Genomic DNA, 25,941 nt, shown 5'->3' with positions numbered 1-25,941 from the left:
TCTCGCCCGTTCCCTTCAACACTGCCCCTATCCTTCCTTATGCGCTCTACATGCGCTCTACGCGGTTGATCTCGTGAAACCAGTTGGCATAGTAAACCACATGGTTTCAGATCTCTCGCCCCGGCTGGACGTCGTTTTTCACGCCCTGGCCCACCCCGCTCGGCGCGCGATCATCCGCCAACTGTCGGGCGGGGAGCGCAACCTCAGCGAGCTTGCCGCACCCCTCAAAATGACTTTCCCGGCGGCGACCAAGCACGTGCGCGTGCTGGAGCACGCCAAGCTCGTCCGTCGCCGCGTCGCCGGGCGGCAGCATTTCTGCCGGTTGGAGGCCGCGCCGCTGAAGGAGGCGATGCTCTGGACCGAGTCGTTCCGCCGGAGCTGGGAGGCTCGGTTCGAGGCGCTGGACTCGCTGCTCGATGAGATGAGCTCCGACGAGCAATCGCGGGCTCGTCGCCGCTGAGCGTTTTCACCGCCGCCTCGCCGCGGCCGCTCTCACTTTCCAACTGTCAGTCACAAGGACCAGCTCATGAGCCCCATCCCCGCCACCTCCCCCAAAAGCCTGCACATCTCCACGCCCACGGACACCACCATCATCCTCATCCGCGCGTTCAACGCGCCTCGTCGCCTGGTGTGGGAGGCCATGTTCACTCCGGACAAGATGCGCCGTTGGATGCTTCCTCCGCCGGGCTATGCCCTGACCACCTGCCAATGCGAGCCTCGCGTGGGCGGCGCGCTCGACATGGCCTGGAAGAGCGACGAGGCCGACCCGGCCATGACGCTCCGGGGCAAATTCACGGAGGTCGTCCTGCACGAACGGGCCATTCACACCGAAACGATGGCGCTGGGGTCGGGTCAGGAGATCGGCTCGCTGCTGGAGAAGCACGAGTTCGCCGAGGAAGGCAGCGTCACCACGATGCGCATCACGCAAACGTACGACACGAAAGTGGCCCGTGATGGCGCGCTCGCGTCCGGCATGGACCAGGGCATGGAGGCCTGCTACCAGCAGTTGGACGCCGAGCTGGGGTAGCGCGCTCACGAATGGGTCGGGCGGGGTTCGATTCCGCCCCCAAGGACGAACCTTGGTCCAGGCTGGAGCGACGGCTCACCGCAGCACGACGTCACAGTGCGGACAGCGGTCCAGCGACAGGTTGGGGGCTCCGTCCGAGTCCGTGTTGTCGTAGTCGTGCAGGTCGTTCCCGCATCCCGGACACAGCAGTTGGAAATACGCGCTGAACATGTAGGTCAGGCTGGCGAAGGTGAAGGCCGCGGCGAAGGGGACCCCCGCCAGGTCCCACCCTTCCGGAGGAGGCCCGCGCCGCAGGACGAGCCAGAGGCCCCCGCCCAGCAGCCCCACGACACCGCTCGCGATCACCAGGGTGTTGTGCACCACCCACCGCCTGCTGAACTCCTCGCGGATCCTGACGAACCGCTGGAAGTCCAAGTCCCTCCGGACGGCCGGAGCCAGCACCGTCCCCGTGGCAGGCGCGCTGTCCTGGACCGCTTCCCGCGCCGACGCCGCCAGCGCGCGGTGGTGCTCCGCCGTGGACTGGAGCGCGGAAGCGACCCCCGCGAGGTCCCGCAGGAGCTCCCGGACGGACGCCTCGGAGAGCGAGCCCATGGGGGACGCGATGAGCTCCTGCCCCTGGAGCTGGAACGGAACGCCGCGCGCCTGGAGCCGGATCAGCGCGTCGCGGACGCCGGGTTCGCCCAGCAGCCGGATGACCGCCGCTGGGTTCGCGCCCTGGATGAGGAACGCCGCGTCCAGCGCGGGCTGGCCCACCTGGATGTCCCGCTCCTTCGAGGCCCCGCGCCAACGCAGACCCCGCCCCTGGGGGAGCAGCGCGAATTCCTGAGGCAGCTTCGTCCCCAGCATGAGCCGCAGCCGTGAGGCCCCCGTGCGCGACAGGGACACCTCCACCGGATGGCCCCGGTAGCGGCCGGCCAACAGCACGCGCGTGGACGCCGGGAACGGTGACAGCTCCAGGATGGGGCCCAGTGCCCGCCAGCGACGCCGGGCCCATGCGCGGCGCCACGCCCGGAGCGTCAGCGGTGTCAGCGCCACGGCGGCCGCGACGGCGAGCCCGATGAGCCCAGGGGACATGGTGAGGCCCAGGCTAAACGCGGATCCACCCCGGAGAAAGCACGGCGTCCAACGGTGCCGCCCCACCCGGGTCCGAGCGAAGCGTCCGAGCGTGGAACGTCCGGGAGAAAGTGGCCGCGCGGGACGGGAACCCAGGCAGACTGGGCCCCCTCGAAAAGGAGCCACACCATGAGCTGGGAAGAGGATCTGCAGGGGCGTGAACCCCCTCCCTCGCTGGAGACGCTCATCGTCCCCCGCATTCGCGACCTGGGCGACGGCTTCCACGTGCGCCGCGCGCTGCCCTCCGCGCGCCGCCGCATGGTCGGCCCCTTCATCTTCCTGGACCAGATGGGCCCCGCGGACTTCGACCCCGGCCGGGGCCTGGACGTGCGGCCCCACCCGCACATCGGGCTGGCCACCGTCACCTATCTCTTCGAGGGCGAGATCCTCCACCGCGACTCGCTGGGCAGCGTGCAGCACATCCGCCCCGGCGCCGTGAACTGGATGACCGCGGGCCAGGGCATCGCCCACTCCGAGCGCACCGGCCCCGAGACCCGCGCCGCCGGCGGCCGCCTCTTCGGCATCCAGGCCTGGGTCGCGCTCCCCAAGCAGCACGAGGAGACCGCCCCCGCCTTCGTCCACCACCCCACCGACACCCTGCCCGTCGTCGAGGGCGAGGGCGTCCACCTGCACGTCATCGCGGGCGAGGTGCACGGCGGCAAGTCCCCCGTGCGCGCCCACTCCGCCCTCTTCTACGCGGACGCGAAGCTGGACGCCGGCGCGCGGCTCAAGCTCCCCACCGAATACGAGGAGCGCGGCCTCTACCTGGTCGAAGGCACCGTGGACGTGGAGGGCACGCGCTTCCAGCCCGGCGAGCTGCTGGTGTTCAAGCCGGGCAGTGAGATCATCCTGAGCGCGGAGGCCCCCGCGCGCATGATGCTCCTGGGCGGCGAGCCCATGGACGGCCCGCGCTACCTGTTCTGGAACTTCGTGTCGTCCTCCAAGGAGCGCCTGGAGGCCGCCAAGGCGGACTGGAAGGAGGGCCGCTTCGCCGCCGTCCCGCAGGAGACGGAGTTCATCCCCCTGCCGCCGGATGATCCGCCCGCGCCCGTGCGCTACCCGTAGAGCCTGCGGACCGGCGCGACCGTGCCCGTGGGCCGCCGCGCCTTCGCTTCCGTCCACGTCAGCCGGTACGTCGCCGCCGTCCCGTCGAAGGCGAGGGGCGTCACCTCCGGTGAGCCCGCGCCCGACGCGCGCAGCGTCTCCACCAGGAAGCCGCAGGCGAAGAAGGGCGTGTCCGCCAGCACGTCCTTCACCCACAGGGTGGCGGCCTGCTTCGACAGCTCCTCCACCCGCACCTCGTTGAAGTTGTTGCCGGCGCGCAGGTTGTACGGCACGCGCTCCAGCGTCTTCTCCGGCCCCAGGTGCGTCACGAGCTGCATGCTCGCCCGCCCCACGGACGTCTGCTGGAAGCCCTTCAGGTACCGCGCGCCCAGCTCCAGGTAGGCGGCCTCCGCCGGCTGGCCCGGGAACACGTCCCGCGCCGCCACGTCCAGGAACGTCCGCCACTGCTCCAGCGAATAGTTGTGGCGCAGCGGCGCCGCCAGGTCCAACCCCACGGCCTTCAGGCGCTGGCGCCCGTCCCGTGTCAGGTGCGGCCCCAACGCGCGCACGAAGAGGGCGTCCACGCTCTGGGCGAAGATTCGCTTTTCGGATGGGACCATGCCCTCAGGGTGGTGTCGCCCCCGCGCATCCGGAAGTGCCGACGCGCCGCATCCGTCAACGAGTGGGCACATCTCCCGGCGTCATTGGCGGGGCAGCTTCACCGTGAAGGTCGTGCCCCGCTCCTCCGTGGAGCTCACCTGCACGCCGCCGCCGTGGGCGCGGACCAGCTGTTCGGTGATGTAGAGCCCCAACCCCAACCCCGCGGACACGCCCCGCTCCCGTTCACTGCGGCCGGCGCGGCGCCACGCGGTGAAGAGGTGGGGCAGCTGCTCCGGAGCGATGGGCGCGCCCAGGTTGTGCACCCACACGACGGCCTCGCCCTCCAGCCCCTCCGCGCCCACCCGCACGGGCGTCTCTGGAGGACTGAACTTGAGCGCGTTGGACATCAGGTTGCCCACCACCTGCTCCAGCCGATCCGCGTCCCAGTCGCCGCGCCCGTCGCCCCGCACCTCCAGCAGCACCTCGCGGTGGGGATGGCTGGCGCGCGACTCCTCCACCGCGCCGCGCACCACGTCGAACAGGTCGCACCCCGCGCGCACCACCGGCAGCCCCGCGCCCAGGCGCGCCCGGGCGAAGTCCAGGAGCTGGCGGATCATCCGGTCCATGCGCTGGGCGCTGGTGAGGATGCGCCCGGTGAAGACGCGCTGCCGGTCCGACAGCTCCCCCTGGCGCTGGAGCTGCTGCGCGGACATGGACAGCGCGTTGAGCGGGTTGCGCAGGTCGTGGCCCAGGATGCCCAGGAACTGCTCTCGGAAGTCCTCCGCGTGGCGCACCTCCGTGACGTCCTGCCCGGTGGCGATGACCGCCTCCACCGCGCCCGTGGGCCCGGTGGCCGGGGACATCGTGTAGTCGAAGTGCCGCGGGCCCCGGTCCGATGACAGGGTGATGCGGCCGCGCTGCACCTGCCCCGTGCGCCGGGCCGCGTCCAGCGCCTTCGCGTAGGGCTCCAGCTGGGGGTCCATCGCGCACAGCGCGTCCATGCTCAGGCCCGGCTGGTGCACGTGGTGCGTCCCGCGCGACGCGGCCACCGCCTGGTTGGCGAAGATGAGCGTGCCGTCCCCGTCGTAGAGGGAGATGGGGTCCGCCGCCGCGGACATGGCCAGGTCCAGCAGCCGCCGCTGCCGCTGCACCTGGTCGGAGAGGACGCGCACCTCGCGTTCGGCGCGGCGCAGGCGCAGGAGCGCGTGCACCTGGGCCACCAGCTCCTCGGGGTCCACCGGCGCGACCAGGTACGCGTCCGCGCCGTGCTCCAGCCCCTGCGCCCGGTCCGCGGCCCCCACCGCCTGCGCGGACAGGTGCAGCACCAGCGCGTTGTGTGTGCGCGAGGAGGACTTCAGGCGCCGACACACCTCCAGGCCGCTCATGTCCGGCAGCCGGACATCCAGGATGACGAGGTCCGTGTTCTCGTCCGCGAGCGCCAGCGTTTCACCGCCCGTGCCGGCCTCCAACACCTGGAAGCCCGCCAGGGAGAGGACGCGGGTGGTGACGTAGCGGCTGGCCAGGTCGTCGTTGACGTTCAGGATGATGGGCGCTGGAGGCGACATGCGGGCGGAAGAGAACCGTGGCCCTCCTTCGTAATGGCTGGCCCTCGGAGCGCCAAGTGTCGCGCGTGGGAAAATGTCTTCCGTGGGAGGACAGCCAGGGGGACGGGCGGTCGTCGCCGCTCGCTGGCCAACAGAGGGTGACTCCCCCCCTGGCGCGTTTCGCGATAGGGATGACCCATGCGCCCTCCCTGCCGCCCGCTCCCCGCTGATGGTCGCTTCCTCCAGGCCGTGGGGCCCACGCCGCTCGTCCCCGTGCGGCTGGACCCGGAGGGCCCCACCATCTGGTGCAAGCTGGAGTTCCTCAACCCCAGCGGCTCCACCAAGGACCGCATCGCGCGGTACATGCTGGAGAAGGCCTGGCGGCTGGGCGAGCTGTGCCCGGGCGGCGACGTGGTGGAGGCGTCCAGCGGCTCCACGAGCATCGCCATGGCGCTGGCGAGCGCGCAGATGGGCTGCCGCTTCACGGCGGTGATGCCAGAGGGCGTGACGGAGGAGCGGCTCATCGCCATCCGCGCCTACGGCGGCGAGGTGGAGCTGGTGCCGCGCGCGGAGGGCATCCGGGGCGCCATCGCGCGCGCGGAGGCCCTGGCGAAGGAGCGCGGGGGCTACGCGCCCCGCCAGTTCGAGAACCCGGACAACGCGGAGGCCCACCGCGTGTGGACGGGGCAGGAGATTCTGGCGCAGGTGCCGGGCGGGCTGGTGCACGGCGTGGTGAGCGGCGTGGGCACGGGTGGCACCATCGTGGGGCTGTATCAGGCGTTCGCGGAGGCGGGCTGTCCGGTGACGGCCTTCGTCGCGCGGCCCATCGCCGGGCTGGGCTGCGACATCGAGTGTTGCAGCTTCAGCGCGCGCGTGCCGGGCGTGGTGGACGGCCTGTCCAAGCTGTACCGCGAAGCGGACCTGCCGGGGCGCGTGGAGCTGGACGTCTCCGACGACCTGGCCATGCGCACCGCGCGCGCGCTCATCCGGCGCGGCTTCCCCGTGGGCCCGTCCTCCGGGCTCAACTACGCGGCGGCGGTGGAGGCGGCGAAGCGGCTGGGCCCGCAGGCGCAGGTGGTGACGGTGTTCCCCGACCGCATGGAGCGCTACTTCTCCACGGAGCTCGTCCAGCCCCGGCCGCAGGCCCGCCCCACCTGACCCGGCCTGGACAGCGGGGCCCAGGCGCTACGTGCGCATGCGCACGCGCGTCTCGTGCACCGTGTCCGGCGGAGGGGCGGTCCGCTCGCGCTCCTGGGCGCGCATCAGGCGCAGGATGCCCGGGCCCAGCACGTCGATTTCGGTGGAGGCGTAGGACTCCGTGCCGAAGCGGCGGATGGAGTCCGTCTGCTTCGCCAGGATGCGCGCGTCCTGACCGAAGATGTGCAGCCCCACCGGCAGGACGAAGGGCAGCGCGGCCTTCAGGAGCAGGCGTGGCACCGGCAGCTTGAACGTCACCACCGCGTACACGAGCGTGTCCCAGTCCCCCACCGGCGTCATGGCGGAGTTGACCAGGACGTGGCTCCGCTCCCCGATGCGGTACTCCACCTGCGCGATGGACGGCATCAGGAAGCGGTCGAAGTGCTGCACCACCCCGCCGCCCGGCGCGAGCAGCCGCCCCACCAGGCCCTTGGGCGCGGGCTCCCCGAGGTACTCCGCCTCCACGCGGTCCGCGCTCCGGCGCACCACCACGTCGATTTCGTTGCGCTTCTCCGCGGTGCGGAACAGGCCGCCGTGGAGGAAGGCCGTGTGCGGCACGTCCAGCGTGTTCTCCAGCACCGCGTGCAGCGACCCCGGCGCGCGGAGCACCCGGCGCACGGTGGTGTAGTCCGGCGCGTCCAGCAGCGGGAAGCGGAAGGGCTCCGTGGTGGGCTCCACGCCGGGCGTGGAGTAGACCCAGACGAAGCCGTCCTGCTCTCGCGCCGCGTGGGACGTGGCGCAGCGGGACTTCGCCTCCGGTTCCCCCACGAGCCCGGGGATGAGCCGGCACTGTCCTCCGGAGTCGAAGCGCCAGCCGTGGTAGCCGCACTCCAGCTGCCCTTCCCGCACGCGCCCCAGCGACAAGGGCACGTTGCGATGGGGACACCGGTCCACCAGCGCGCCGGGCTTGCCGCCCTCGCCCCGGAACAGCACCAGGGGGGTGCCCTGGAGCGTGCGCGCGAGCGGCTGGTCCTTCAGCTCGCGCGACGTGCACAGGATGAACCACGAGTGCGGCAGCCGGACGACCGAGATGTGACTGGGGGACGCACCGGGGGCGCGGCCTTCCTCGCGGGCATTCATGCTCCCAGTCTAATGGGCCTGGGGTTCCATGCACGCCCCCCCTTCAGGCGGGCAGGTCAGCGGCGTGCTGAGCGGCCTCCGGGTTGATGGGCTGGGACATCATCCCACCGCTCATCCGCCGGCAGGACGCCTCGCAGCGGCGGCACGCCTCCGCGCAGGCCTTCATCAACCCCTCTTCGCTCCGCTGCTCACAGGCGTCGGCGCAGGCCTCGCACACCTCCGCGCAGGCGAAGCAGGTGCGCGAATAGAGGTCGGAGTTGCGCAGCATGAAGCGCGCGTTCGTCTCACAGATGTCCGCGCAGTCCATCAGCAGTTGGAGGTCCTTCGACTCGGCGTGCCTGCCTCCCTGGTGCAGACAGTCCGCCAGCGTCACCAGACAGATGCGGTGGCAGGCCAGACATTGGTCGATGCACTCATGCAGCTCGTCGTTGTCCCGCTCTGATTCGGCGTTCGCCATGGGGGGTCCTTTCGGGCCAGAAAGCCGTTCCCCCTTCACGGTGGGCATGCGCGGGGCCGCGACCCTCCGGCCCCGCGGGGCCGCCTGCCCGGACGCCGCTCCGGAGCAGGGAGGACTACGGCTCCAGCCGGCGCAACCGCAGGGCGTTGCCGATGACGGAGACCGACGAGAGGCTCATCGCCGCGCTCGCGAACAGCGGGCTCAAGAGCAGGCCGAAGACGGGGTAGAGCACCCCCGCCGCCAGCGGCACGCCCAGCAGGTTGTAGACAAAGGCGAAGAAGAGGTTCTGTCGGATGTTGCGCAGAACGCCCTGGCTCAACCGGCGCGCGCGCGCGATGCCCCGCAGGTCGCCCTTCACCAGCGTCACGCCCGCGCTCTCCATGGCGATGTCGGTGCCCGTCCCCATCGCGATGCCCACGTCCGCCCGGGCCAGCGCCGGTGCGTCGTTCACGCCGTCGCCCGCCATCGCCACCACGCGGCCCTGTGCCTGGAGCTGCTTCACCGCGTCGCCCTTCGCGTCCGGCTGCACGCCCGCGAGCACCTCGGTGATGCCCAGCCTGCGCGCCACCGCCTGGGCCGTGGTGGGGCTGTCGCCGGTCAGCATCACCACCCGCAGGCCCTCCTCGCGCAGCCGCGCCAGGGCCTCCGGCGTGGACGCCTTCACGGGGTCCTCCACGCCCAGCAGGCCCGCCGCGCGGCCGTCCACCGCCATCAGCACCACGGTCTGCCCTTCCTCACGCAGCGCCTCCGCGCGAGAGGTCAGCGCGTCCGCCTCCACGCCCAGGCTCCGCATCAGCGCCGCGTTGCCCAGCGCGATGTCGCGGCCGTCCACGCGGCCCCGGACGCCCTGGCCCGGGTGGGACTGGAAGCCGTCCACGGCTCCGAGCGCGACGCCTCGCTCCCTCGCGCCCGCGACCAGGGCCTCGGCCAGGGGGTGCTCGCTGCCGCGCTCCAGGCTCGCGGCCTGCCGCAGGAGCACGGCCGCGTCCACGCCCGGCGCGGGCTCCACCGACACGAGGCGCGGCTTGCCCTCCGTGAGCGTGCCCGTCTTGTCCACCACCAGCGTGTCCACCGCCGCCATCCGCTCCAGGGCCGCCGCGTCGCGGATGAGGACGCCCATGCGCGCGCCCTGACCGGTGCCCACCATCACGGACATCGGCGTGGCCAGCCCCAGCGCGCACGGGCAGGCGATGATCAGCACCGCCACCGCGTTCACCAGCGCGTGCGCGAGCTTCGGCTCCGGTCCCCACACCGCCCACACGGCCGCCGTCAGCAGCGCCACCGCGATGACCGCGGGCACGAAGACGCTGGCCACGCGGTCCGCCAGGCGCTGGATGGGGGCCCGCGTGCGCTGCGCCTCGGCCACGCGCTGGACGATGCGCGACAGCAGCGTGTCGCGTCCCACGCGCTCCGCGAGCATCACCAGCGTCCCCGTGCCGTTCACCGTGCCGCCCGTCACCTTCGCGCCCGGGCCCTTCTCCACCGGCACCGGCTCGCCGGTGACGAGCGATTCGTCCACCGCGCTCGCGCCCTCCAGCACCTCGCCGTCCACCGGCACCTTCTCACCCGGGCGCACGCGCAGCCGCTGGCCCACGTGCACCTGGGCCAGCGGGACGTCCTCTTCGTGGCCGTCATCGCCGATGCGCCTCGCGGTGGCGGGGGCCAGCGACAGCAGGGCCCGCAGCGCGCCGGACGTCGCGTGGCGGGCGCGCAACTCCAGCACCTGCCCCAGCGCCACCAGCGTGAGGATGATGGCGGCGGCTTCGTAGTACACGGGCGCGGTGCCGCCGTGCCCCGTCCGCGCGCCTTCGGGCAACAGGTGCGGGAACAGCGTGGCCCCCACGCTGAAGACATACGCCGCGCCCGCGCCCAGCGCGATGAGCGTGAACATGTTCAGGTGCCGGTTCCGCACCGACGCCCAGCCCCGCTGGAAGAACGGCGCGCCCACCCACAGCACCACCGGCGTCGCCAGCGCGAACTGCGCCCACAGCAGCGCCGCGGGCGACAGCGCGTGCTGCACCGGCTGGCCCGGCAGCATGTCCGACATGCCCAGCAGCATCAGCGGCACGCTCAGCGCGAGGCCCACCCAGAACCGCCGCGTCATCGAGCGCAGCTCGGGATCCGCCGGCGCCCGCGCCGTCACCGTGCGCGGCTCCAGCGCCATGCCGCACTTCGGGCAGGCCCCCGGCGCGTCCCGCCGCACCTCCGGATCCATGGGGCACACGTACACCGTGCCCCGCGCGGCGGCGGGAGGTGGGGTCCGAGGCTGGAGGAAGTGCCCGGGGTCCGCCTGGAAGCGCTGGCGGCACTTCGGCCCGCAGAAGGACCAGGTGTGCCCGGCGTGCTCCCACTGCCCGCCCTTCGGCGCGCGCGGGTCCACCTCCATGCCGCACACGGGGTCGATGGCGGGCCCCCCATCCTCCGGGAAGGGCGGTGGCCTGGGTGAAGCGGAGACAGGGGAATGCGGATGCGAATGCGCCATGGTGAAGCCTCCTTTCCCCAGGCCAACGCGGCACCCGGCGCGCTCTTACACATGCGTAAACCCCTGGCGCGGCGGCGGAAGGGCACCCGCCCCGCTCCGTCCGTTGAAGGGAGGGGCGTCAGGCGGGCCCGGCGCCTGCCCGGCCGAGGCATTTTTCCGGTAGGAGGGCGCGCAAGGGGTCGTCGGAGTGACTGGAGTTCCAGGGGGTTGCGGCGCCGGGTGACCTCCCCTACGAACAGCAGCCCGGAAAGTCTCCCGCATCCGTATTCCCTGGGAGACAAGGTCGGGGCCCGACCTGGAGAGGGCATCGAATGCGACGCATGTGGAGCGCATGGGGGGCGGTGCTGGCGCTCCTCGGCGGCGGCTGTGATGCCATCGACCTCTCGGGTGTCACCCAGCGCAACGCGAAGACCCGGGTGCGCCCGGAGCCCCCGGGCGAGCACTGCCGCTTCGGCGGTCAGGCGGTGCAGTCCGGCCTGGACCTGGACCGCGACGGGCTGCTGGACGACGCGGAGGTCACGGCCACCGACTACATCTGCGCGGCAGCCCTCCCCGAGGTGAGCACCCGCACGCGGCCCGAGCCCCACGGAGCGAACTGCGCGCTCGGAGGACAGGCGATTCAGTCCGGCCTGGACCTGGACGCGAACGGACAGCTGGACGACGCGGAGGTCACCGCCACCGACTACGTCTGCGCCACCACGGTCGCCAACGTGCTCCTGCGCGTGCGGCCGGTGTCTCCCGGCGCGCAGTGCGCCCTGGGCGGGCAGGTGACGCACGCCGGACATGACGCCAACGCCAACGGCCTGCTGGAGGACGAAGAGGTCTCCCGCGAGGTCCTGGCCTGCGACGAGCCGGCCTCCGTGCTCTCACGCATGCGCTCGATTCCCGCCTTCACCGCCCCGTGTGATGGCGACGAGAACGGCGGAAGCGCGGTGGAGGCCGGGGTCGACCTCAATGGAGACACCGCGCTCGAGCCGTCCGAGGTCGAGGCCACCGGCTACGCCTGCGGCATCGAGCCCTCCGAGCTGAAGGCCCGTCACCAGACAGAGCCCGCGGGCTCCCACTGCGCTCGCGGTGGCACGCGCGTGGACTTCTTCCAGGACTCGAACCACGACGGTACGCCCGACCCCGGCGGCTTCACGTCGACCGTGTACGTGTGTCATTCCATCCGCGTGCACGACGGGATGTTCGTCGTGACGAGCCCCGTGGACCTGGTGGCGCTCGAGGGCGTCACCCACCTGAGGGGCGAGCTGCGCATCTCCGCGCCCACGCTGACCGACGCCTCGCTCCCCGCCCTGTCGGTCATCCAGGGGGCGCTGACGGTGGTTGCCAACTCCAGCCTGCGGCGGTTGTCCCTGCCCGCCCTGCGCTTCGTGGGCGGCGACGTGGCGGTGCGCTCCAACGCCCGGCTCGATTCCCTGACGCTGGGCACCGCGGCGAGCGCCCCCCTGTGGGTCGAGCGCAGCCTCCTCGTCGAGGACAACCCCCTGCTCCCCACCCTGGAGGGGCTGGCGGCGGTGCAGCCTCGCGACAGCATCACCCTGCGCGCGAACGACTCGCTGGTGGAGCCCGGCCAGCTGTCCTTCGTCACCGTGCTCCAGGGGTCGGTCCTCTTCCAGGACAACCTCCAGGTGAAGCGGACGCCCTTTGTCCACCTGACCCGGGTCCACGGAGACGTGCGCATCACGAACAACAGCTTGCTGACGGCTCCCTTCGGGCTGGAGCAGCTGACCTCCGTGGACGGCACGCTGGAGCTGAAGAACAACGCGTTGCTCGAGCAGTTGGCACCCCTGGGCCAGCTCACCTCCGTGGGCCAGCTGGAGCTCATCGGCAACCCGCGCCTGGAGAACACCGTGGGGCTCGACAAGCTCACCTTCGCGGGCAGCATCCATCTCCAGGGCAACACGGGGCTCTTGAGCGCCGGGGACATGCCCCTGTTGCAGCGGGTGGATGAGGGCTTCTTCGTGAGATTCAACGCGCAGCTCCAGCGCGTGCACCGCCTGCCCCAGCTGCGTGGCACCGGAGCGGTGACCCTCACCGTCAACGACGCGCTGACGTCGCTGGAAGGCTTCAGCCGGGTGACATGGCTCCATACGCTGGAGGTGCTGGGCAACAAGCAGCTCGCGACGCTGGGCGACCTCTCTGCGCTGCGCGAGTTGAGATTCCTCAACCTCCAGGGCAACCCGGCGCTCACCGGCTTCAACCTGGGAGAGCTGGCCCGCGTGACGGACGACTTCGTCGTCGTGGACAACGCGAAGCTGCCCACGTGCCTGGCCACCGCGCTCGCGGCGAACGTGTTCCAGGGCGACCCGCTGGGGGGCGTGCACATCTTCAACAACGACGACGCGACCCCGTGCCCCTGAGGGCGCGGCTCACCGACGGGGCTTGCAGGTGCAGTCCAGGCAGCCGTGCGCCGCGCACGCGCCGCAGCCGCGCTCCAGCGAACGCTTGAGCGCCAGCCGCGCGCGGTGCAGCCGCACGCCCGCGTTGTTGGCGGTGATGCCCACCTCGCGCGCCACGTCCGGCACCGCGCGCCCCTCCAGGTCCACCTGGTGCACCAGCTCCGCGTACTCAGGCTTGAGCGTGGGCAGGAGGTCGTTCAGGCACGCGCACACGGTGGCCTTCAGCTCCGGATCCTCCGACGCGGCGCCCTCCGCGTCGCGGGCCTCCACCGCCAGCGCGCGTCCCTCCGCGGCCTGCCGGCGGTGGTGGTCCACCAGGGCGTTGCGCAGCAGGCGGTAGACCCACGCCACCGCGCCCTCGCCATCCTTCAGCGCCCCGCCCTTCTCCAGGGTGCGGGCGAAGGCCGTCTGGAGCAGGTCCTCCGCGGCGGCCCGGCTGCCCACGCGCCGCTCCAGGAACGCGAGGAAGCGGCGCTGATGGGCCAGGAGCGCCGCCATCACGTCCTCGCGGTCCGGGGGCAGCCCCGCCTCTGGCCCTTCAGCGTCCATGCGGTTACGGAGGGCCGTAGCCCTGCACGCGCGAGTTCAGCTCCACCGCGGTGGCGTAGATCTGCGCCCACGCGCGGTACTTGAAGCGGTCCAGCGTGCCCTTCTGGTCGTTCGCGTAGTCGAACATGTCCTTGCGGAACTGCGCGTCCGCGGCCTTGCGGGCCTCGGGCTTCAGCGGCGTGCCCTTGCGGTCGTAGTAACGCAGCATGTCGTAGCCGTAGTCGTGCGTCTTGGCCGCCTTGTCGAACTCCTTCACCGGGCCAATCTGGCCGGGCACCGACGCGTAGCCGAGCGGGTCCTGCATGCGCTGGCCGTGCGGCGTCTGGATGGCGTAGGGCTTGTAACCCATCACCTGCTCGAAGTCCGCCGGGGGCGGGCGCGCGCCGGTGAGGTACTCGCTCATCAGCTTGCCGTTGTCGCCCGGAGGCGCGCTGGACACGGCCCCCGTGCGCTGGGCGGCGGTGGTGCCGGAAGCGAAGGAGTCCTTCACCGCGTTGCGCGCGGCGGGGGCCGCGGGGCGGGCGGTGGGGGACTCCGTACCGGAGGTCAGCGGCTGGCGGACGGGGGCGTTGCGGATGAGCATGGGGCGCCTGGGAGAGAAGTCTTCTCGATTTTTCGGAATCCGCCTGCCCAAAGTTGCGGATCCACTCCCAAAGTCGCGCAGAATGCGCCAACGCACCGCGTGGTGCACTGGAGGACACCGTGGGGAACTACCTGTATTCCGAGGGAATCAAGGAGCTGCGCGCAGGCAACTTCGAGAACGCGCAGCGTCTCGTGGAGCAGGCGAAGCAGCAGGGGGACGCTTCCGTGGAGGAGCTCCACGCCATGGCCTTCGCGATGGACGGGCACGGCCAGCGGGGCTTCGCCACGGAGCTGCTGCAGGAGGCGCTCAAGCAGCAGCCCTCCGCGGCGGAGCCGGCCTGTGTCCTGGCGATGTTCCACCTGGAGAAGCAGGAGGACGCCCAGGCGGTGGAGGTCCTCAAGGCGGCGCTGACGGCATCTCCGGAGCACCCGAAGGCGAACCTGTGTATGGCCATGGCGCTGGCGAAGACGGAGGCCGGCAAGGCCCGGGCGCACGCCGCCAAGGCGATGAAGGACACGGACGCGGACGTGCGTCAGCAGGCGGAGGCGCTGGACAAGGTGCTGGCGGAGCACGAGCCCCGCTAGGGTGACTCGCCGCGCTTGAAGTCCTCCGTGCGAACCCCGTAGCGCTTGAGCAGGCGGTGCAGGCTCTCGCGCTCCATGCCCGCGCGCTCGGCCGCGTGGGTGACGTTGCCGGAGAACTCCTGCATCAGCGCGGTGAGGTAGTCGCGGGACACGGCGTCGCGAACGCGGTCCACCGTCTCGCGGTAGGGCTGCTTCGCCAGCGCCTCCGCGGGCAGCGGGCCCGGGGCCGCGAGGGAGCCGGGCACGTCGAGCTCCGGCGGCAGGTCCTCCGGCGTGATGCGTGGGCCCGCCGCCACCGCGGCCGCGCGCGCGACCGCGTTCTGGAGCTGCCGCACGTTGCCCGGCCAGGGCGCGGCGGTGAGCGCGTGGAGCGCCGGGGGCGTGAAGCCCTCCAGCTCCGGCCGGTTCGCGGCGGCGAGGAAGTGCATGGCCAGCAGCGCGATGTCCTCGCGCCGCTCGCGCAGCGCGGGCATGCGCACCGTCACGCCGCCCAACCGGTAGTAGAGGTCCTCGCGGAAGCGCCCTTGCGCCACCTCCACCGCGAGGTCCCGGTGCGTCGCCGCCACCACGCGCACGTCCACCGTCACCGGCGTGGTGGTGCCCACGCGGCGCACCTCCTTCTCCTGGAGCGCGCGGTTGAGCTTCACCTGCACGGGGAGCGGCAGGTCCCCCACCTCGTCCAGGAAGAGCGTGCCGCCGTGGGCCTCCTCGAAGAGGCCCGCCTTCGCGCCCGTGGCGCCGGTGAAGGCCCCCTTCGCGTGGCCGAAGAGCTCGCTCTCCACCAGCTCCGCCGGCAGCGCGCCGCAGTTCACCGCGACGAAGGGCCTGTCGCGGCGGGGGCTCTCCCGGTGCAGCGCGCGGGCGGCCAGCTCCTTGCCCGTGCCCGTCTCGCCGGTGAGCACCACCGTGAGGTCGCGCGCCGCCAGCTGCGCGAGCAGCGCGTGCGTCTTCTGGAGCGCGGTGCTGGTGCCGCGCAGGCCGTGGAAGTCCGGCATGCGCGCCACGCGGCCCGCCAGCCCCCGCGCGTCCCGGTGCTGGCGCTGGCGCTCCAGCGCGCGGGCCACCACCAGCGCCACCTCGTCCGGGTCGAAGGGCTTGGACAGGTAGTCGTACGCGCCCTCCTTGATGGCCTCCACCGCCTTGGGGATGCTGGCGTAGGCGGTGACGAGCACCACCTCCGTGTCCGGCGCGCGCCGCTTCACCTCGCGCAGCACCGTGAAGCCATCCGCGCCGGGCATCTGGATGTCCGTCACCACCACGTCGAAGGGCCGCGCGGACAGCAGGGCCAGCGCCCGCGCCCCGTCCGGCGCCGTCGTCACCGCGTACGCGTCGCCGAGGATGCGCGCGAACAGCTTGAGCATGTTCTCCTTGTCGTCCACCACGAGGACGGACGGCCGGGGCTCCGCGCCGCTCATGCCGCCGCCTCCTGTTCGCGCGAGGGCGCGGGCAGGGACAGCGTGAAGCGCGCGCCGCCCCACGGGCCCGTGTCCACGTCGATGCGTCCGCCGTGCGCCTCCGCGATGGACTGGCTCACCGCGAGCCCCAGCCCCGTGCCGGAGGGCTTGGTCGTGAAGAACGGCTCGAACAGCCGCGCCCGCGCCTCCGCCGTCATCCCGGGCCCGGAGTCGGAGACCGCCACCCGGGCGCCGCCCTGCGCGTCCACCGCGATGCGCACCTCCACCCGTCCGCCCTCGCCCGCCGCCTCCGCCGCGTTCTTCACCAGGTTGAGCAGCACCTGCCGCAGGCGCGGCGCCTGCGCCCACGCGGTGCCTTCCCCGTGCAGCTCCACCGCCACCGGGGCCAGTCTCGCGGACTCGCGCAGGCGGGACACGACCTCCTCGCACGCCTCGCGCAGCGCCACCGGCTCCAGCGGCCCGCGCCCCGGACGCGCCACGTCCAGCAACCCCTCCACGATGTCCTGGCAGCGCACCGCCTCCTCCTCCACCACGCGCAGGTCCTCCGCGAGCGCGCCCTCCGCCCGCCGCTGCAACAGCCGCACGTATCCCAGGATGACGCCCAGGGGGTTGTTGATTTCGTGCGCCACGCCCGCCGCCAGCCGTCCAATGCCCGCCAGCTTCTCGTGCTGGACGAGCCGCGCCTGGTGCTCCCGCAGCGCCCCCGTCATCCGGTTGAGCTGCGCGGCCAGGTGGCCCAGCTCCCCGGGATCATCCTCCGGGATGCGCGCGTCCAGGTCCCCGCGCGCCAGCCGCGCCGCGCCCTCCGACAGGCGCGCCACCGGCCGGGCCACCGAGTTGCCGATGTAGACCCCCACCCCGGCAGCGAACAGCGTGGCCCCGCCCAGCAGCAGCAGCGCCCAGCGGAAGCTGTCTCGCTCCACCGCGCCCACGTGCGCCTCGAAGGCCACCATCGACGCGTCCGAGCGCTCCGTCAGCGCGTCCACCCGCGTCTGGATGCGCGACACCCACTCCAGCGCGCGCCCGTGGGCGACCTCCACCGCGTGCACGTCCTTCGCCATCACCGCGGGCAGGAGCGTGTCCCGGTAGAGCGTGTCCAGGGCGTCGCCGGAGGCCTGGATGTCCGCCACCGCCGCGCGCTCCTCCGCGTCGCGCGCCTGCTCCGCCAGCCGCCGCGTCAGCGCCTCCACGCGGGCGCGCGCCTCGGTGTGGAAGCGCCGGTGGGTGTCATTGCCCAGGATGATGGTGTGCGCCAGGTGCGCGTACTGATCCCGCACCGCGGTGGCCAGCGCGCGCGCCTCCCGCGCCCGGCCCCCGACCTCGCGCAGCGCATGCGTGCCCTCATGGATGTCCGCCAGCCGGCCGAGCGCATACCCCGACGCCGCCGCGAACAGCGCCACCAGCGCGCCGAACGCGAGCAACACCCTGCGGGTGGTGGTGCCGGAGACAGGACCCATCGCGAACCCTCTTATATGGCCCGTCCCCCCGCGTCCGCTCCCCTCGCGTCCCGCCCAAGTCCTCCCGGCGCCGCATTCCCCTTGCGCCCCTCCCCCCTCCGGCCGAGCATCCCCCGTCCGAAGCGGCGCGGGCCCATCTTGAGGGGACACCCGTCGCCGGGAGCCGCCCATGACGATGCGCTTCAAGAACCTGGATGGCAGTGGGCCGCACCCGTTCACCAACGTCTTCAAGTGGGCCGTGGTGGACAAGCTCGCGGGCAGGCGCCGCAAGTCCCCCGCGCACGCCGCGGTGCCTCGTGTGGAGCCGGACCTGGCGGTGCTCGCCACCCCGCCCGCGCCGGGCGAGGGCGCGCGCCTGACCTGGCTGGGGCACGCGAGCTGGCTGGTGCAGTTGGATGGCGTGTCGCTCCTCATCGACCCGGTGCTGCGCGACGCCATCAACGTCGTCATCCGGCGCAACGTGCCGCCTGGCGTGCCGGCGGAGAAGCTGCCGCCCATCGACGCGAGCCTCGTGTCCCACAACCACTACGACCACCTGGACCTGCCCACGCTCAAGCAGGTGGGCGCCCGCGTCATCACCGGCCTGGGCCACGCGCCGGTGTTCCAGGGCGAGGGCCTTCCCTTCCACGAGCTGGACTGGTGGGAGTCCACGCAGGTGGGCCCGGTGCGCGTGCACTACGTGCCGTCCCAGCACTGGAGCCGCCGGGGCCTGAACGACGCGAACCAGATGCTCTGGGGGGGCTTCGTGGTGGAGGGCTCCAGCGCGCGCGTCTACCACTCCGGCGACACCGCCTACTTCCAGGGCTTCAAGGAGATTGGCGCGCGCTTCCCCCACCTGGACGCGGCGCTGCTGCCCATTGGCGCCTACGACCCGGCGTGGTTCATGCGCTTCCAGCACATGAACCCGGAGGAGGCGGTGCAGGCCTTCGAGGACCTGGGCGCGCTCGCCTTCTTCGCCATGCACTGGGGCACGTTCAAGCTCACCGACGAGCCGCTCGACGAGCCTCCCGCCCGCCTGGACGCGGAGTGGGTGCGCCGGGGCTGGCCGCGCGACCGCGTGCACGTGTTGCCCGTGGGAGGTACACACACCGTGCGCCACGGTTGAGCGCTGGCGGGGCTTGTGGTCTCAAGCAGAGCCATGCTCCTGCCCACGCTCACCGCCCTGATCCTCACGCAGGCCCCACCCCTCACCTCCACGTCCGAGCAGAGCGGCTGGACGCGCACCGGCCGCTACGCCGAGGCGGAGGCGCTCTGCCGCGCCTTCCCCAAGGCGTTCCCCGGCAAGGCCCGCTGCGACACGCTGGGCGTGTCCCCGGAGGGGCGCCCGCTGGTGGCGCTCGTCGTGAGCCAGGACGGCACCCTCACCGCCGACGCCGCGCGCGGGAAGAAGCGCCCCGTGGTGTTCTTCCAGGGCGGCATCCACGCGGGCGAGATCGACGGCAAGGACGCCGGCTACTGGCTCTTGCGCGACGCGCTCCAGGGCAAGGCGCTGCCGGACGTGCTCAAGGGCGTCACCGCCGTCTTCGTGCCCGTCTTCAACGTGGACGGACATGAGCGCTTCAGCCCCAACCACCGCCCCAACCAGGTGGGCCCGGAGGAGATGGGCTTCCGCACCACCGCGCGCAACCTCAACCTCAACCGCGACTACGTGAAGGCGGACGCGCCGGAGATGGTGCTGCTGCTCCAGTACCTCAACGCGTGGGATCCGCTCGTCTACGTGGACCTGCACGTCACGGACGGCGCGAAGTTCGAACCCGACGTGTCCGTGGGCCTGGAGCCGCAGAAGTCCGGCCCGCCCGCGCTCCAGGCGCTGGGCACGAAGCTGCTGGGGGAGCTCTTCACCGGGCTCACCGCGCAGGGGCACCAGCCGCTCGGCTTCTATCCGTCCTTCCTCCAGAACGACGACCCCACGAGCGGCTTCGCCTACGGCGTCCCCCCGCCGCGCTTCAGCCATGGCTTCTGGTCCATCCACCACCGCTTCGGCGTGCTCGTGGAGACACACTCCTGGAAGACCCACGCCCAGCGCGTGAAGGCCACCCGCGACGTGATGGAGGGCCTGTTGCGCCTCGTCGCCCGCGACGGCGCGGCGCTCCAGGCCGCGGTGAAGGCGGAGGACCAGAAGGCCGCGTCCGGTCAGGTGCGCGAGGTGGTGCTCGGCTGGGAGAACACGGCGAAGCGGGAGACGCTCCAGTTCAAGGGCTACGCCTACGAGCGCGCGCCGTCGGACATCTCCGGCCAGCCGTGGATCCACTACGACGACACGAAGCCCCAGACGTGGAGCGTGCCGTACGCGCCGGACATCCAGCCCGCGCTCACCGCCACGCTCCCCACGGGCGGCTACCTGGTGTCCGCCGCGCACGCCGCGTGGGTGGCGCCAAAGCTCGCCGCGCACCACGTCGCGTTCCAGCGCCTCACGCGCGCGGTTTCCGCCGCGAAGGTGGAGTCGTTCCACTCCAAGGACTTCCAGTTCCAGGCGCGCTCCAACGAAGGCCACCAGGGCCTCGCCGCCAAGGGCACGTGGAAGCCGGACACGCAGGACCTGCCGGCGGGCACGCTCTACGTGCCGGTGGCGCAGAGGAACGTGGAGCTGGTCGCGCACCTGTTCGAGCCCGCGGGGCCGGACTCGCTCCTGGCGTGGGGCTTCTTCAACGCCCACTTCGAGCAGAAGGAATACATCGAGGACTACGTGGTGGAGCCCTTCGCCCGGGAGCTGCTGGCGAAGGACCCCGGCGTGAAGGCCGCGTTCCAGGAGCGCCTGAAGGACCCCGCGTTCGCGAAGGACCCGAACGCCCGCCTGCGCTTCTTCGCCGAGCGGCACCCGGCCTGGGACGAACGCCTGGGCCTCTACCCCGTGTACCGCGCCGACAGCGCGCCCCCGGGGCTCGCGCCGGTGAAGTAACGAAAAGAAGAAGCCCCCGGCCCGTGGCCCCGTGAAGGGGCGTGGGGCACCGGGGGCTTCAGGTCCAGCGGGCTTGCCTCACCGCCGCGCTCCCGGTCCTCGTGGCACCGGGAGCGCGTCTTCGTTTCGGAGGCGACCTAGCCGATGGGCTTCTCGCAGGCGCACGCGCTGACGTTGCACGTGTAGCCCGGCGCGCAGCCGCCGCAGTCCGGCTTGCAGACGCAGGCGCACAGGCTCGGGTTGGAGCCGAAGCCAGGGCCGCAGTTGAGCGCGGCCGTGTCGCAGACGCAGCCGCAGGACGCGCTGTCGAACTTGTAGCCCGCCGCGCAGGACGCGGACTGCACGCAGCTGCACGAGCAGGTGGCCGTGTTGCACGTCTCGAACGTGCCGCACGCGCCGCCGCAGTCCGGCGCGCAGGTGAAGTTACACACCGCGCGGTCGGTGTTGCACACCTGTCCCGGAGGCGCCGTGCCGCCGCAGTCCGACGGGCACTCGCACTTGTCCGTGGTGCGATTGCAGACGAGCTTGCCCGCGCAGAAGTCCGGGTCGCTGGGGTCGTAGTACTGGGTGTCGGACGAGCACGGGGGCGGGTTGCCGTTGGGCTTGCTCGTGCGGTCGATCCAGTAGCGGTACGACACCGCCGCCTGCGTCTTGCCGGACTCCTTCGGACGGCACGCGCCGTAGAAGGACACGGTGCGGTTGATGCCGTCCACGTCGAAGCCGTTGGTGCGGCTGCGCGGCAGGTCTCCGATGCTGGGGCACAGGGTGGCGTTCGCCACCTCCGCCACCGCCACCTTCAACGACGCGCCAATGGGCGGCTTGAGCGTCTTGTAGCCCACGGACGCGATGACGCTGTCCACGATGGCGTTGATGGTGTTGGTGATGGAGGTGCTGTCCCGGATGCTGCCCGCGACGCCGCCCGAGGCCTGGATGACGTCCAGGTGGCGCGGGATGCGCGGATCCTCATCCGTGCGGCACCACGTGCTCTTGTCCGCGGTGGCCTTCTCCGGCGGGCAGATGATGCCGTGCATCTGGATGACCGTGTTGAGCGGGTTCTTCGTCGTCCCCGCCGTCGTGCCGGTGTTGAGGAAGTACGCCGTGTATTCCTCCAGGGAGCTGCTGGACTGGTCGCGGGTGTCGGTCAGCACGACGACCACCACCTTCGCGCCCGGCCGGATCCGCGTCGCCGTGGTGCCGCCCGTCGCGGTCAGGTCGTTGATGGCCTTGCGCGCCGCCTCCAGCGGACGCTCGGTGCCGTCACCGGTGATGCCCACCCAGCACTCCTTGTCGCTGCCGCAGGTGGTGTTGGGCAACGGCGTGGAGCTCGAGCTGTCCGTCACCGCGCACACGGAACTCCTGCACACCGCGTTCTCGGTCAGCCACGACTTGAACTGGTCGACGTTCTGCGTGAAGGCCCGGAGCACGCCCTTGTTCGGACCGGTGCCGGTGTACGCGGTGGTGACCATGCCCAGGCGCCAGTCCAGCGTGGCGTTGGCCAGCTTGTTGGCCACCGCGCTCGCCGCGCCGGCGAGGAAGGTCTGCGACGTGGCCATGGAGCCGCTGTCGTCCACGACGAAGAGGAAGTCCACCACCGCCGTGTTGCCGGTGAAGACCTCGCACTGCACCGCGTCCGCGTCGCCGAACTGCGCCAGCGCGGAGCCGCCCGCCGTGTCCGACATCGTGAAGAGGCTGTTCGCCTCGTTGTAGCGGGCCGCGGGCGTGAGGGCGATGATCGCCACGACGCTCTGGTTGGAGCGGTGCACGTACTGCGCCTGGACCTTGAACGGCCCGGTGATGCCCGCGTTGTTGGCCAGCGTGCCCTGGCTGGAGGGCACCAGCTGCCGCGCCAGCGAGTTGGTGAACGCCTTCAGGTCCGTGGTGCCGGCGAGCCCGTACCGCGCCACCACCGCGGGGAAGCCGTCCCAGGTGCTGAAGGTCTGGGTGAACTCCACGTCCGCGGGCGACAGCAGCGCCGTGCCGGAGCGGATGCCCACCTCGTCCCCGGAGGGCGTGGTGGAGCCCGTCACCTGGCCGCGCTTGTACGCGATGAACGTCACCTGCTTCGTGTCATCCCACCCCATCACGCCCACGGTCTGGTTGTTGACGGTGAGGTTGACCAGGTTGGCGTTCTTGAAGGTGTTGGGCAGCGCCAGCCGGATGTCCGCGCCGCTGTCCTCCTTGAACGTCACCGTGCGCAGGTTCTGCTCGCTGCACGCCTTGCCCGCGGGCGTGCTGGCCGCGCCGTCCGTGGGGTCCAGCGGGTTGAGCTCGCCGGGGTCGACACGGCCGTTCTGGTTGGAGTCCTCCGCGCCGTCGGAGATGCCGTCACCGTCGGTGTCCGCCTTGGTGGGGTCCGTCTTCGTGGTCGGGTCCATGTCGCCCGAGTAGCCGCAGTTGGTGCGCGGGGCCGCCGCCGTCGTCACGCCCCGCTCCAGGCCGTCCAGCAGGCCGTCGCCGTCCGTGTCCGGGTTGGTGGGGTCCGTCTCGCCCGGGTCCACCTTGCCGTTGGAGTTGAAGTCCTCGCCCAGGAAGCCGTCGCGGCCGGGGCCGTCCTGGAGCCCGTCGCAGTCGGAGTCCGTCAGGCGGGGGTCCGTCTCACCGGAGTCCACGCGGCCGTTCTTGTTCTTGTCCTCCACGCCGTCCGCCACGCCGTCGCCGTCGGTGTCGGCCTTGTACTTGTCGGTGCCGGTGGCGTCCTCCACCGCGTCGGGGATGCCGTCGAAGTCCGAGTCCAGGACGGACGCGGCGCAGTCCGCCTTGCGCGGATCCGTCTCGCCGGGGTCCACCTTGCCGTTCTTGTTCACGTCCTCGGCGCCGTCGGAGCAGGTGTCTCCGTCGGTGTCGGGGTTGAGCGGATCCGTGCCGGTCTGCTTCTCCAGGCCGTCCGGCAGCCCGTCGCCGTCGGTGTCGCGCAGGCGCGGGTCCGTCTCACCGGGGCTCACCGAGCCGTTCTTGTTCGCGTCCTCCACGCCATCCGGGATGCCGTCGCCGTCCGTGTCCGCGGTGTTGGGGTCCGTCTCCGTGGCGTCGCGCTTGCCGTTGCGGTTGGCGTCCTCCAGGCCGTCCGGCAGGCCGTCCTCGTCCGTGTCCGCCTTCACCGGCGAGGTGCGCGTGGACGGATCCTGGTCCGGGTAGAACGAGCAGTTGGGATCCACGCTGGACGTGCGGCCCACCTCCACGCCGTCGCGGATGCCGTCGCCGTCCGTGTCGCGCAGGCCGGGGTCCGTCTTCAGGCCTCCGGCGTAGACCGTGGAGTACTCCTCCTCGTCCGTCAGGCCGTCGCAGTCCGAGTCCTTCTTCGAGTTGTTCGGATCATATGGGTCGGTGGGGACTTTGCCGGGGTCGGGGTCGGGGTCGACGATGACGCCAGCGTCCTCGACATAGCCCGCGTCGAAGCCCGCGTCGAAGCCCGCGTCGGAGCCCGCGTCAGTGCCTCCGTCGGTGATGGTTTCAGGACCGGGTCCCGGGTCGGGGTCAGGGTCGGTGCCACCACAGCCTGTGAGGAGCGTGGCGGCGAGCAGCGTGCCAGAGCAGAGTCGGATCCAATTGCGCATACAGAGGTGCACTCCGAGAAGGGGGGTTACGGAGAACACCCGCCAGCATAGAAGCCCGCGCGCGGGATTCCGATGTAGGTCCGTCCTCGGACGCAGATCGCATCGTGATTTTGGAAGTTCTGAGTCCGCCGTCGTCGCCTGATTCCGACTGCACTGTCTTTACGAGGGCCAGGAGGGCTCGGCTATCTTCCGCCCGTGCCAGTCTTCGGTCTTGCGGCGGTCTGGGGGGAAGCAGCTTCGCCTGAGAAGGCGGCGGCCGTGGTGCAGGGGTTGGGCGCGCTGTTGCCCTCCGCGCAATCCATGCAGTTGCTGGTGGCGTTCCGCGACGAGGCCGGCGCGTTGGAGGTGAAGGTCGAAGTGCCCGGCTATCCGCGCGCGGCGGTGGAGCGGCTGGGTGAGGAGGTGCGCAAGAGCGGCGGCACCTTCGTGGAGCTGTGGCGCCTGCCCAAGGCGGAGCGGGACGCACTGCGCTCGCGGACGCTGGCGGGCGGCACGCCCTTCACCGGCGAGGAGCGCGCGCAGGCCGCGCAGGAGCTTCAACAGCACCTGGAGGCGCTGGCCGCGCGAGGCCCCCTGCCCCAAGCGCCCGCGCCTGGAGCGCCGCCCGCGACAGTGGCCCCTCCCGCCCGGCCGGAAGGCGAGTCGTTCCGGAGGCCGGAGGGCGAAGGCTCCGCGGAGGAGCCCCAGCGGCGGGGCCGCAGGTTCGCGGTGAAGCTGGAGCTGGAGTTCCGCACGGAGCTGGACTTCGTGCGCGAGCACGCGCTGAACATCTCCAACGGCGGCCTCTTCGTGCGCACGGCCCACCGTCCGCCGCAGGACAGCGTCGTCACGGTGGACGTGAAGCTGCCCAACGGCCAGCGCCTGCAGGGCGAGGCGCTGGTGGTCCACGTGGTGGACGCGCCCTATACCGGAGGCGTGGGGCTGGCCTTCCTGAGCGACGACGCCACCTTCTCGGCGACGCTCGACGAATACCTGGCGAGCCTGGTGGGGGACAAGGCGTGACGCTGGAGGAAGGCCAGACACCGGAGTGGCCGCGCGACCTGGGGCGCTTCCAATTGCTGTCGCGGCTGGGGCGCGGCGGCAACGCGGAGGTGTTCCGCGCGCGGATGCGCCAGGGGCCGATGGCGGGCGAGGACGTGGCGCTCAAGCGCGTGCGGCCGGAGCGCGCGCGGGACCCGGAGGCGCGCGAGCAGCTGCTGCACGAGGCGGAGCTGGCGCGGTGCCTGGAGCACCCGCACATCGTGGGCTTCCGGGAGTACGGCGAGCTGGAGGATGGGCCCTACCTGGCGCTGGAGCTGGTGGACGGCACGGACCTGGGGCGGGTGCTGGCGCAGTGCCGCCGCCGGCGCATCGAATTGCCCATCGACCTGTCGGTGATGATGGTGCGCCACGTGCTGGAGGCGCTGGCGTACGCGCACGCGGCCACCAACTCCAAGGGCCGGCCGCTGGCGGTGGTGCACTGCGATGTGTCCCCGAGCAACGTGCTGCTGTCCCGCGGCGGCGAGGTGAAGCTGGCGGACTTCGGCGCGGCCCGCTCGCGCGCGGGCATGGCGGTGGATCCACGGCGCGTGGGCAAGCAGCACTACCGCTCCCCGGAGCTGCTGGCGGGCGAGGTGTCCGTGGCGGTGGACCTGTGGGCGGCGGCGGTGCTGCTGTACGAGCTGTTGTCGCTGGCGTCGCCCTTCCCGGAGGGCACGGCCGAGGAGGTGGAGGCCTCCATCCGGGGCCTCCGGGTGACGCCCGTGCGCATGCTGGCCCCCGAGGTGTCCGACGCCCTGGCGCTGGTGTTGGACCGGGCGCTCGCGCCGCATCCGTCGCAGCGCTTCTCGTCGGCGGAGCAGTTCGCCCGGGCGCTGGCGGCGCTGAGCGACGACCGCGTGGCGACCCCGCTGGCCGTGGCCGCCGTCGTGCGCGGGCTGATGAGCGCGGAGCCGGTGACGGGCTGAGCTGGCCG

21 protein-coding genes are annotated in these 25,941 nt (G+C 72.0%); 10 read left to right on the top strand and 11 right to left on the bottom strand.

The features are described from left to right. Window positions 1–100: 100 nt before the first annotated feature. Both GTY96_RS00525 and GTY96_RS00520 read left to right on the top strand, forming a co-directional pair. Window positions 101–460, top strand: a complete 360-nt coding sequence (locus GTY96_RS00525) for an ArsR/SmtB family transcription factor (protein WP_143908037.1) — start codon at window positions 101–103, stop codon at window positions 458–460. A 66-nt stretch (window positions 461–526) separates the two neighbouring features. Then, a complete protein-coding gene (locus tag GTY96_RS00520; RefSeq protein ID WP_161663585.1) occupies window positions 527–1,027 on the top strand; it encodes an SRPBCC domain-containing protein in 501 nt (166 codons plus the stop codon). A 75-nt stretch (window positions 1,028–1,102) separates the two neighbouring features. On the opposite strand, the gene GTY96_RS00515 is transcribed toward GTY96_RS00520, so the two are convergent. After that, a complete protein-coding gene (locus tag GTY96_RS00515; RefSeq protein ID WP_161663584.1) occupies window positions 1,103–2,101 on the bottom strand; it encodes a TFIIB-type zinc ribbon-containing protein in 999 nt (332 codons plus the stop codon). Window positions 2,102–2,269: 168 nt separating this feature from the next. On the opposite strand from GTY96_RS00515, the gene GTY96_RS00510 reads away from it, so the two are divergent. Continuing rightward, window positions 2,270–3,205 carry a pirin family protein gene (locus tag GTY96_RS00510; RefSeq protein ID WP_161663583.1) on the top strand — a complete coding sequence of 312 codons (936 nt, stop codon included), beginning with the start codon at window positions 2,270–2,272 and terminating at the stop codon, window positions 3,203–3,205. On the opposite strand, the gene GTY96_RS00505 is transcribed toward GTY96_RS00510, so the two are convergent. Continuing rightward, window positions 3,196–3,804 (bottom strand): DUF2378 family protein, encoded by a 609-nt coding sequence (locus tag GTY96_RS00505; RefSeq protein WP_143908029.1) that lies wholly within the window; start codon window positions 3,802–3,804, stop codon window positions 3,196–3,198. The two genes, GTY96_RS00510 and GTY96_RS00505, sit on opposite strands and share 10 nt — an antisense overlap. Before the next feature lie 81 nt (window positions 3,805–3,885). Next, the gene (locus tag GTY96_RS00500; RefSeq protein ID WP_143908027.1) at window positions 3,886–5,349 is read right to left on the bottom strand and encodes a sensor histidine kinase; all 1,464 of its coding nucleotides are present in this window, start codon (window positions 5,347–5,349) and stop codon (window positions 3,886–3,888) included. 177 nt (window positions 5,350–5,526) lie between these two features. Between GTY96_RS00500 and GTY96_RS00495 the strand changes: the two genes are divergently transcribed. After that, complete coding sequence (locus tag GTY96_RS00495; protein WP_143908025.1) at window positions 5,527–6,486, top strand: PLP-dependent cysteine synthase family protein; 960 nt, start codon at window positions 5,527–5,529, stop codon at window positions 6,484–6,486. Window positions 6,487–6,513: 27 nt separating this feature from the next. Here GTY96_RS00495 and GTY96_RS00490 read toward each other — a convergent pair whose 3' ends face one another. From GTY96_RS00490 to GTY96_RS00480, 3 genes are all read right to left on the bottom strand, one after another. Further along, a complete protein-coding gene (locus GTY96_RS00490) occupies window positions 6,514–7,605 on the bottom strand; it encodes an aromatic ring-hydroxylating oxygenase subunit alpha (RefSeq protein ID WP_143908023.1) in 1,092 nt (363 codons plus the stop codon). Window positions 7,606–7,648: 43 nt separating this feature from the next. Further along, on the bottom strand, window positions 7,649–8,062 hold the full coding sequence (locus tag GTY96_RS00485) for a four-helix bundle copper-binding protein (RefSeq protein ID WP_143908021.1): 414 nt from the start codon (window positions 8,060–8,062) through the stop codon (window positions 7,649–7,651). A gap of 115 nt (window positions 8,063–8,177) precedes the next feature. Further along, on the bottom strand, window positions 8,178–10,544 hold the full coding sequence (locus tag GTY96_RS00480; protein WP_161663582.1) for a heavy metal translocating P-type ATPase: 2,367 nt from the start codon (window positions 10,542–10,544) through the stop codon (window positions 8,178–8,180). A 311-nt stretch (window positions 10,545–10,855) separates the two neighbouring features. Between GTY96_RS00480 and GTY96_RS00475 the strand changes: the two genes are divergently transcribed. After that, window positions 10,856–12,907, top strand: a complete 2,052-nt coding sequence (locus GTY96_RS00475) for a DUF7151 family protein (protein ID WP_161663581.1) — start codon at window positions 10,856–10,858, stop codon at window positions 12,905–12,907. A 9-nt stretch (window positions 12,908–12,916) separates the two neighbouring features. Here the strand turns inward: GTY96_RS00475 and GTY96_RS00470 are convergent, their stop codons facing one another. Together GTY96_RS00470 and GTY96_RS00465 are read right to left on the bottom strand one after the other, a co-directional pair. Continuing rightward, entirely contained in the window at window positions 12,917–13,495 is a 579-nt protein-coding gene (locus GTY96_RS00470) for an RNA polymerase sigma factor (protein ID WP_161663580.1), read from the bottom strand. Between the two features lie 4 nt (window positions 13,496–13,499). After that, complete coding sequence (locus tag GTY96_RS00465; RefSeq protein ID WP_143908013.1) at window positions 13,500–14,078, bottom strand: hypothetical protein; 579 nt, start codon at window positions 14,076–14,078, stop codon at window positions 13,500–13,502. Between the two features lie 119 nt (window positions 14,079–14,197). Between GTY96_RS00465 and GTY96_RS00460 the strand changes: the two genes are divergently transcribed. Next, the gene (locus GTY96_RS00460) at window positions 14,198–14,662 is read left to right on the top strand and encodes a hypothetical protein (protein WP_143908011.1); all 465 of its coding nucleotides are present in this window, start codon (window positions 14,198–14,200) and stop codon (window positions 14,660–14,662) included. On the opposite strand, the gene GTY96_RS00455 is transcribed toward GTY96_RS00460, so the two are convergent. Continuing rightward, window positions 14,659–16,077: a sigma-54-dependent transcriptional regulator gene (locus GTY96_RS00455; protein ID WP_161663579.1), complete on the bottom strand. Its 1,419-nt coding sequence runs from the start codon at window positions 16,075–16,077 to the stop codon at window positions 14,659–14,661. The genes GTY96_RS00460 and GTY96_RS00455 overlap by 4 nt on opposite strands. Next, window positions 16,074–17,534: a sensor histidine kinase gene (locus GTY96_RS38155; RefSeq protein ID WP_161663578.1), complete on the bottom strand. Its 1,461-nt coding sequence runs from the start codon at window positions 17,532–17,534 to the stop codon at window positions 16,074–16,076. Before GTY96_RS38155 ends, GTY96_RS00455 begins: the two co-directional genes overlap by 4 nt. 169 nt (window positions 17,535–17,703) lie before the next feature. Between GTY96_RS38155 and GTY96_RS00445 the strand changes: the two genes are divergently transcribed. Both GTY96_RS00445 and GTY96_RS00440 read left to right on the top strand, forming a co-directional pair. After that, window positions 17,704–18,639, top strand: a complete 936-nt coding sequence (locus GTY96_RS00445; protein ID WP_161663577.1) for an MBL fold metallo-hydrolase — start codon at window positions 17,704–17,706, stop codon at window positions 18,637–18,639. 33 nt (window positions 18,640–18,672) lie between these two features. After that, a complete protein-coding gene (locus tag GTY96_RS00440) occupies window positions 18,673–20,433 on the top strand; it encodes a M14 family zinc carboxypeptidase (protein ID WP_161663576.1) in 1,761 nt (586 codons plus the stop codon). A gap of 137 nt (window positions 20,434–20,570) precedes the next feature. Here the strand turns inward: GTY96_RS00440 and cglD are convergent, their stop codons facing one another. Further along, window positions 20,571–23,987, bottom strand: a complete 3,417-nt coding sequence (gene cglD / locus GTY96_RS00435) for an adventurous gliding motility lipoprotein CglD (RefSeq protein WP_143908003.1) — start codon at window positions 23,985–23,987, stop codon at window positions 20,571–20,573. A 261-nt stretch (window positions 23,988–24,248) separates the two neighbouring features. Between cglD and GTY96_RS00430 the strand changes: the two genes are divergently transcribed. Together GTY96_RS00430 and GTY96_RS00425 are read left to right on the top strand one after the other, a co-directional pair. Beyond that, window positions 24,249–24,989 carry a TIGR02266 family protein gene (locus GTY96_RS00430; protein WP_407926970.1) on the top strand — a complete coding sequence of 247 codons (741 nt, stop codon included), beginning with the start codon at window positions 24,249–24,251 and terminating at the stop codon, window positions 24,987–24,989. Continuing rightward, window positions 24,986–25,933, top strand: coding sequence for a serine/threonine-protein kinase (locus GTY96_RS00425; RefSeq protein ID WP_186002156.1), 948 nt, complete (start codon window positions 24,986–24,988; stop codon window positions 25,931–25,933). Before GTY96_RS00430 ends, GTY96_RS00425 begins: the two co-directional genes overlap by 4 nt. The last annotated feature ends 8 nt before the right edge of the window (window positions 25,934–25,941 follow it).

It is taken from the genome of Corallococcus silvisoli, from assembly GCF_009909145.1.
Classification (GTDB): Bacteria; Myxococcota; Myxococcia; order Myxococcales; family Myxococcaceae; genus Corallococcus; species Corallococcus silvisoli.
Note: the sequence above shows the minus strand (reverse complement) of the source record. Positions and strands in the feature narration are given on the sequence as shown.

Bases quoted from the DNA above. Each gene is read 5' to 3' on its own strand.
- GTY96_RS00525 (WP_143908037.1), top strand. From the start codon at position 101: ATGGTTTCAGATCTCTCGCCCCGGCTGGACGTCGTTTTTCACGCCCTG.
- GTY96_RS00520 (WP_161663585.1), top strand. From the start codon at position 527: ATGAGCCCCATCCCCGCCACCTCCCCCAAAAGCCTGCACATCTCCACG.
- GTY96_RS00515 (WP_161663584.1), bottom strand. From the start codon at position 2,101: ATGTCCCCTGGGCTCATCGGGCTCGCCGTCGCGGCCGCCGTGGCGCTG.
- GTY96_RS00510 (WP_161663583.1), top strand. From the start codon at position 2,270: ATGAGCTGGGAAGAGGATCTGCAGGGGCGTGAACCCCCTCCCTCGCTG.
- GTY96_RS00505 (WP_143908029.1), bottom strand. From the start codon at position 3,804: ATGGTCCCATCCGAAAAGCGAATCTTCGCCCAGAGCGTGGACGCCCTC.
- GTY96_RS00500 (WP_143908027.1), bottom strand. From the start codon at position 5,349: ATGTCGCCTCCAGCGCCCATCATCCTGAACGTCAACGACGACCTGGCC.
- GTY96_RS00495 (WP_143908025.1), top strand. From the start codon at position 5,527: ATGCGCCCTCCCTGCCGCCCGCTCCCCGCTGATGGTCGCTTCCTCCAG.
- GTY96_RS00490 (WP_143908023.1), bottom strand. From the start codon at position 7,605: ATGAATGCCCGCGAGGAAGGCCGCGCCCCCGGTGCGTCCCCCAGTCAC.
- GTY96_RS00485 (WP_143908021.1), bottom strand. From the start codon at position 8,062: ATGGCGAACGCCGAATCAGAGCGGGACAACGACGAGCTGCATGAGTGC.
- GTY96_RS00480 (WP_161663582.1), bottom strand. From the start codon at position 10,544: ATGGCGCATTCGCATCCGCATTCCCCTGTCTCCGCTTCACCCAGGCCA.
- GTY96_RS00475 (WP_161663581.1), top strand. From the start codon at position 10,856: ATGCGACGCATGTGGAGCGCATGGGGGGCGGTGCTGGCGCTCCTCGGC.
- GTY96_RS00470 (WP_161663580.1), bottom strand. From the start codon at position 13,495: ATGGACGCTGAAGGGCCAGAGGCGGGGCTGCCCCCGGACCGCGAGGAC.
- GTY96_RS00465 (WP_143908013.1), bottom strand. From the start codon at position 14,078: ATGCTCATCCGCAACGCCCCCGTCCGCCAGCCGCTGACCTCCGGTACG.
- GTY96_RS00455 (WP_161663579.1), bottom strand. From the start codon at position 16,077: ATGAGCGGCGCGGAGCCCCGGCCGTCCGTCCTCGTGGTGGACGACAAG.
- GTY96_RS38155 (WP_161663578.1), bottom strand. From the start codon at position 17,534: ATGGGTCCTGTCTCCGGCACCACCACCCGCAGGGTGTTGCTCGCGTTC.
- GTY96_RS00445 (WP_161663577.1), top strand. From the start codon at position 17,704: ATGACGATGCGCTTCAAGAACCTGGATGGCAGTGGGCCGCACCCGTTC.
- GTY96_RS00440 (WP_161663576.1), top strand. From the start codon at position 18,673: ATGCTCCTGCCCACGCTCACCGCCCTGATCCTCACGCAGGCCCCACCC.
- cglD (WP_143908003.1), bottom strand. From the start codon at position 23,987: ATGCGCAATTGGATCCGACTCTGCTCTGGCACGCTGCTCGCCGCCACG.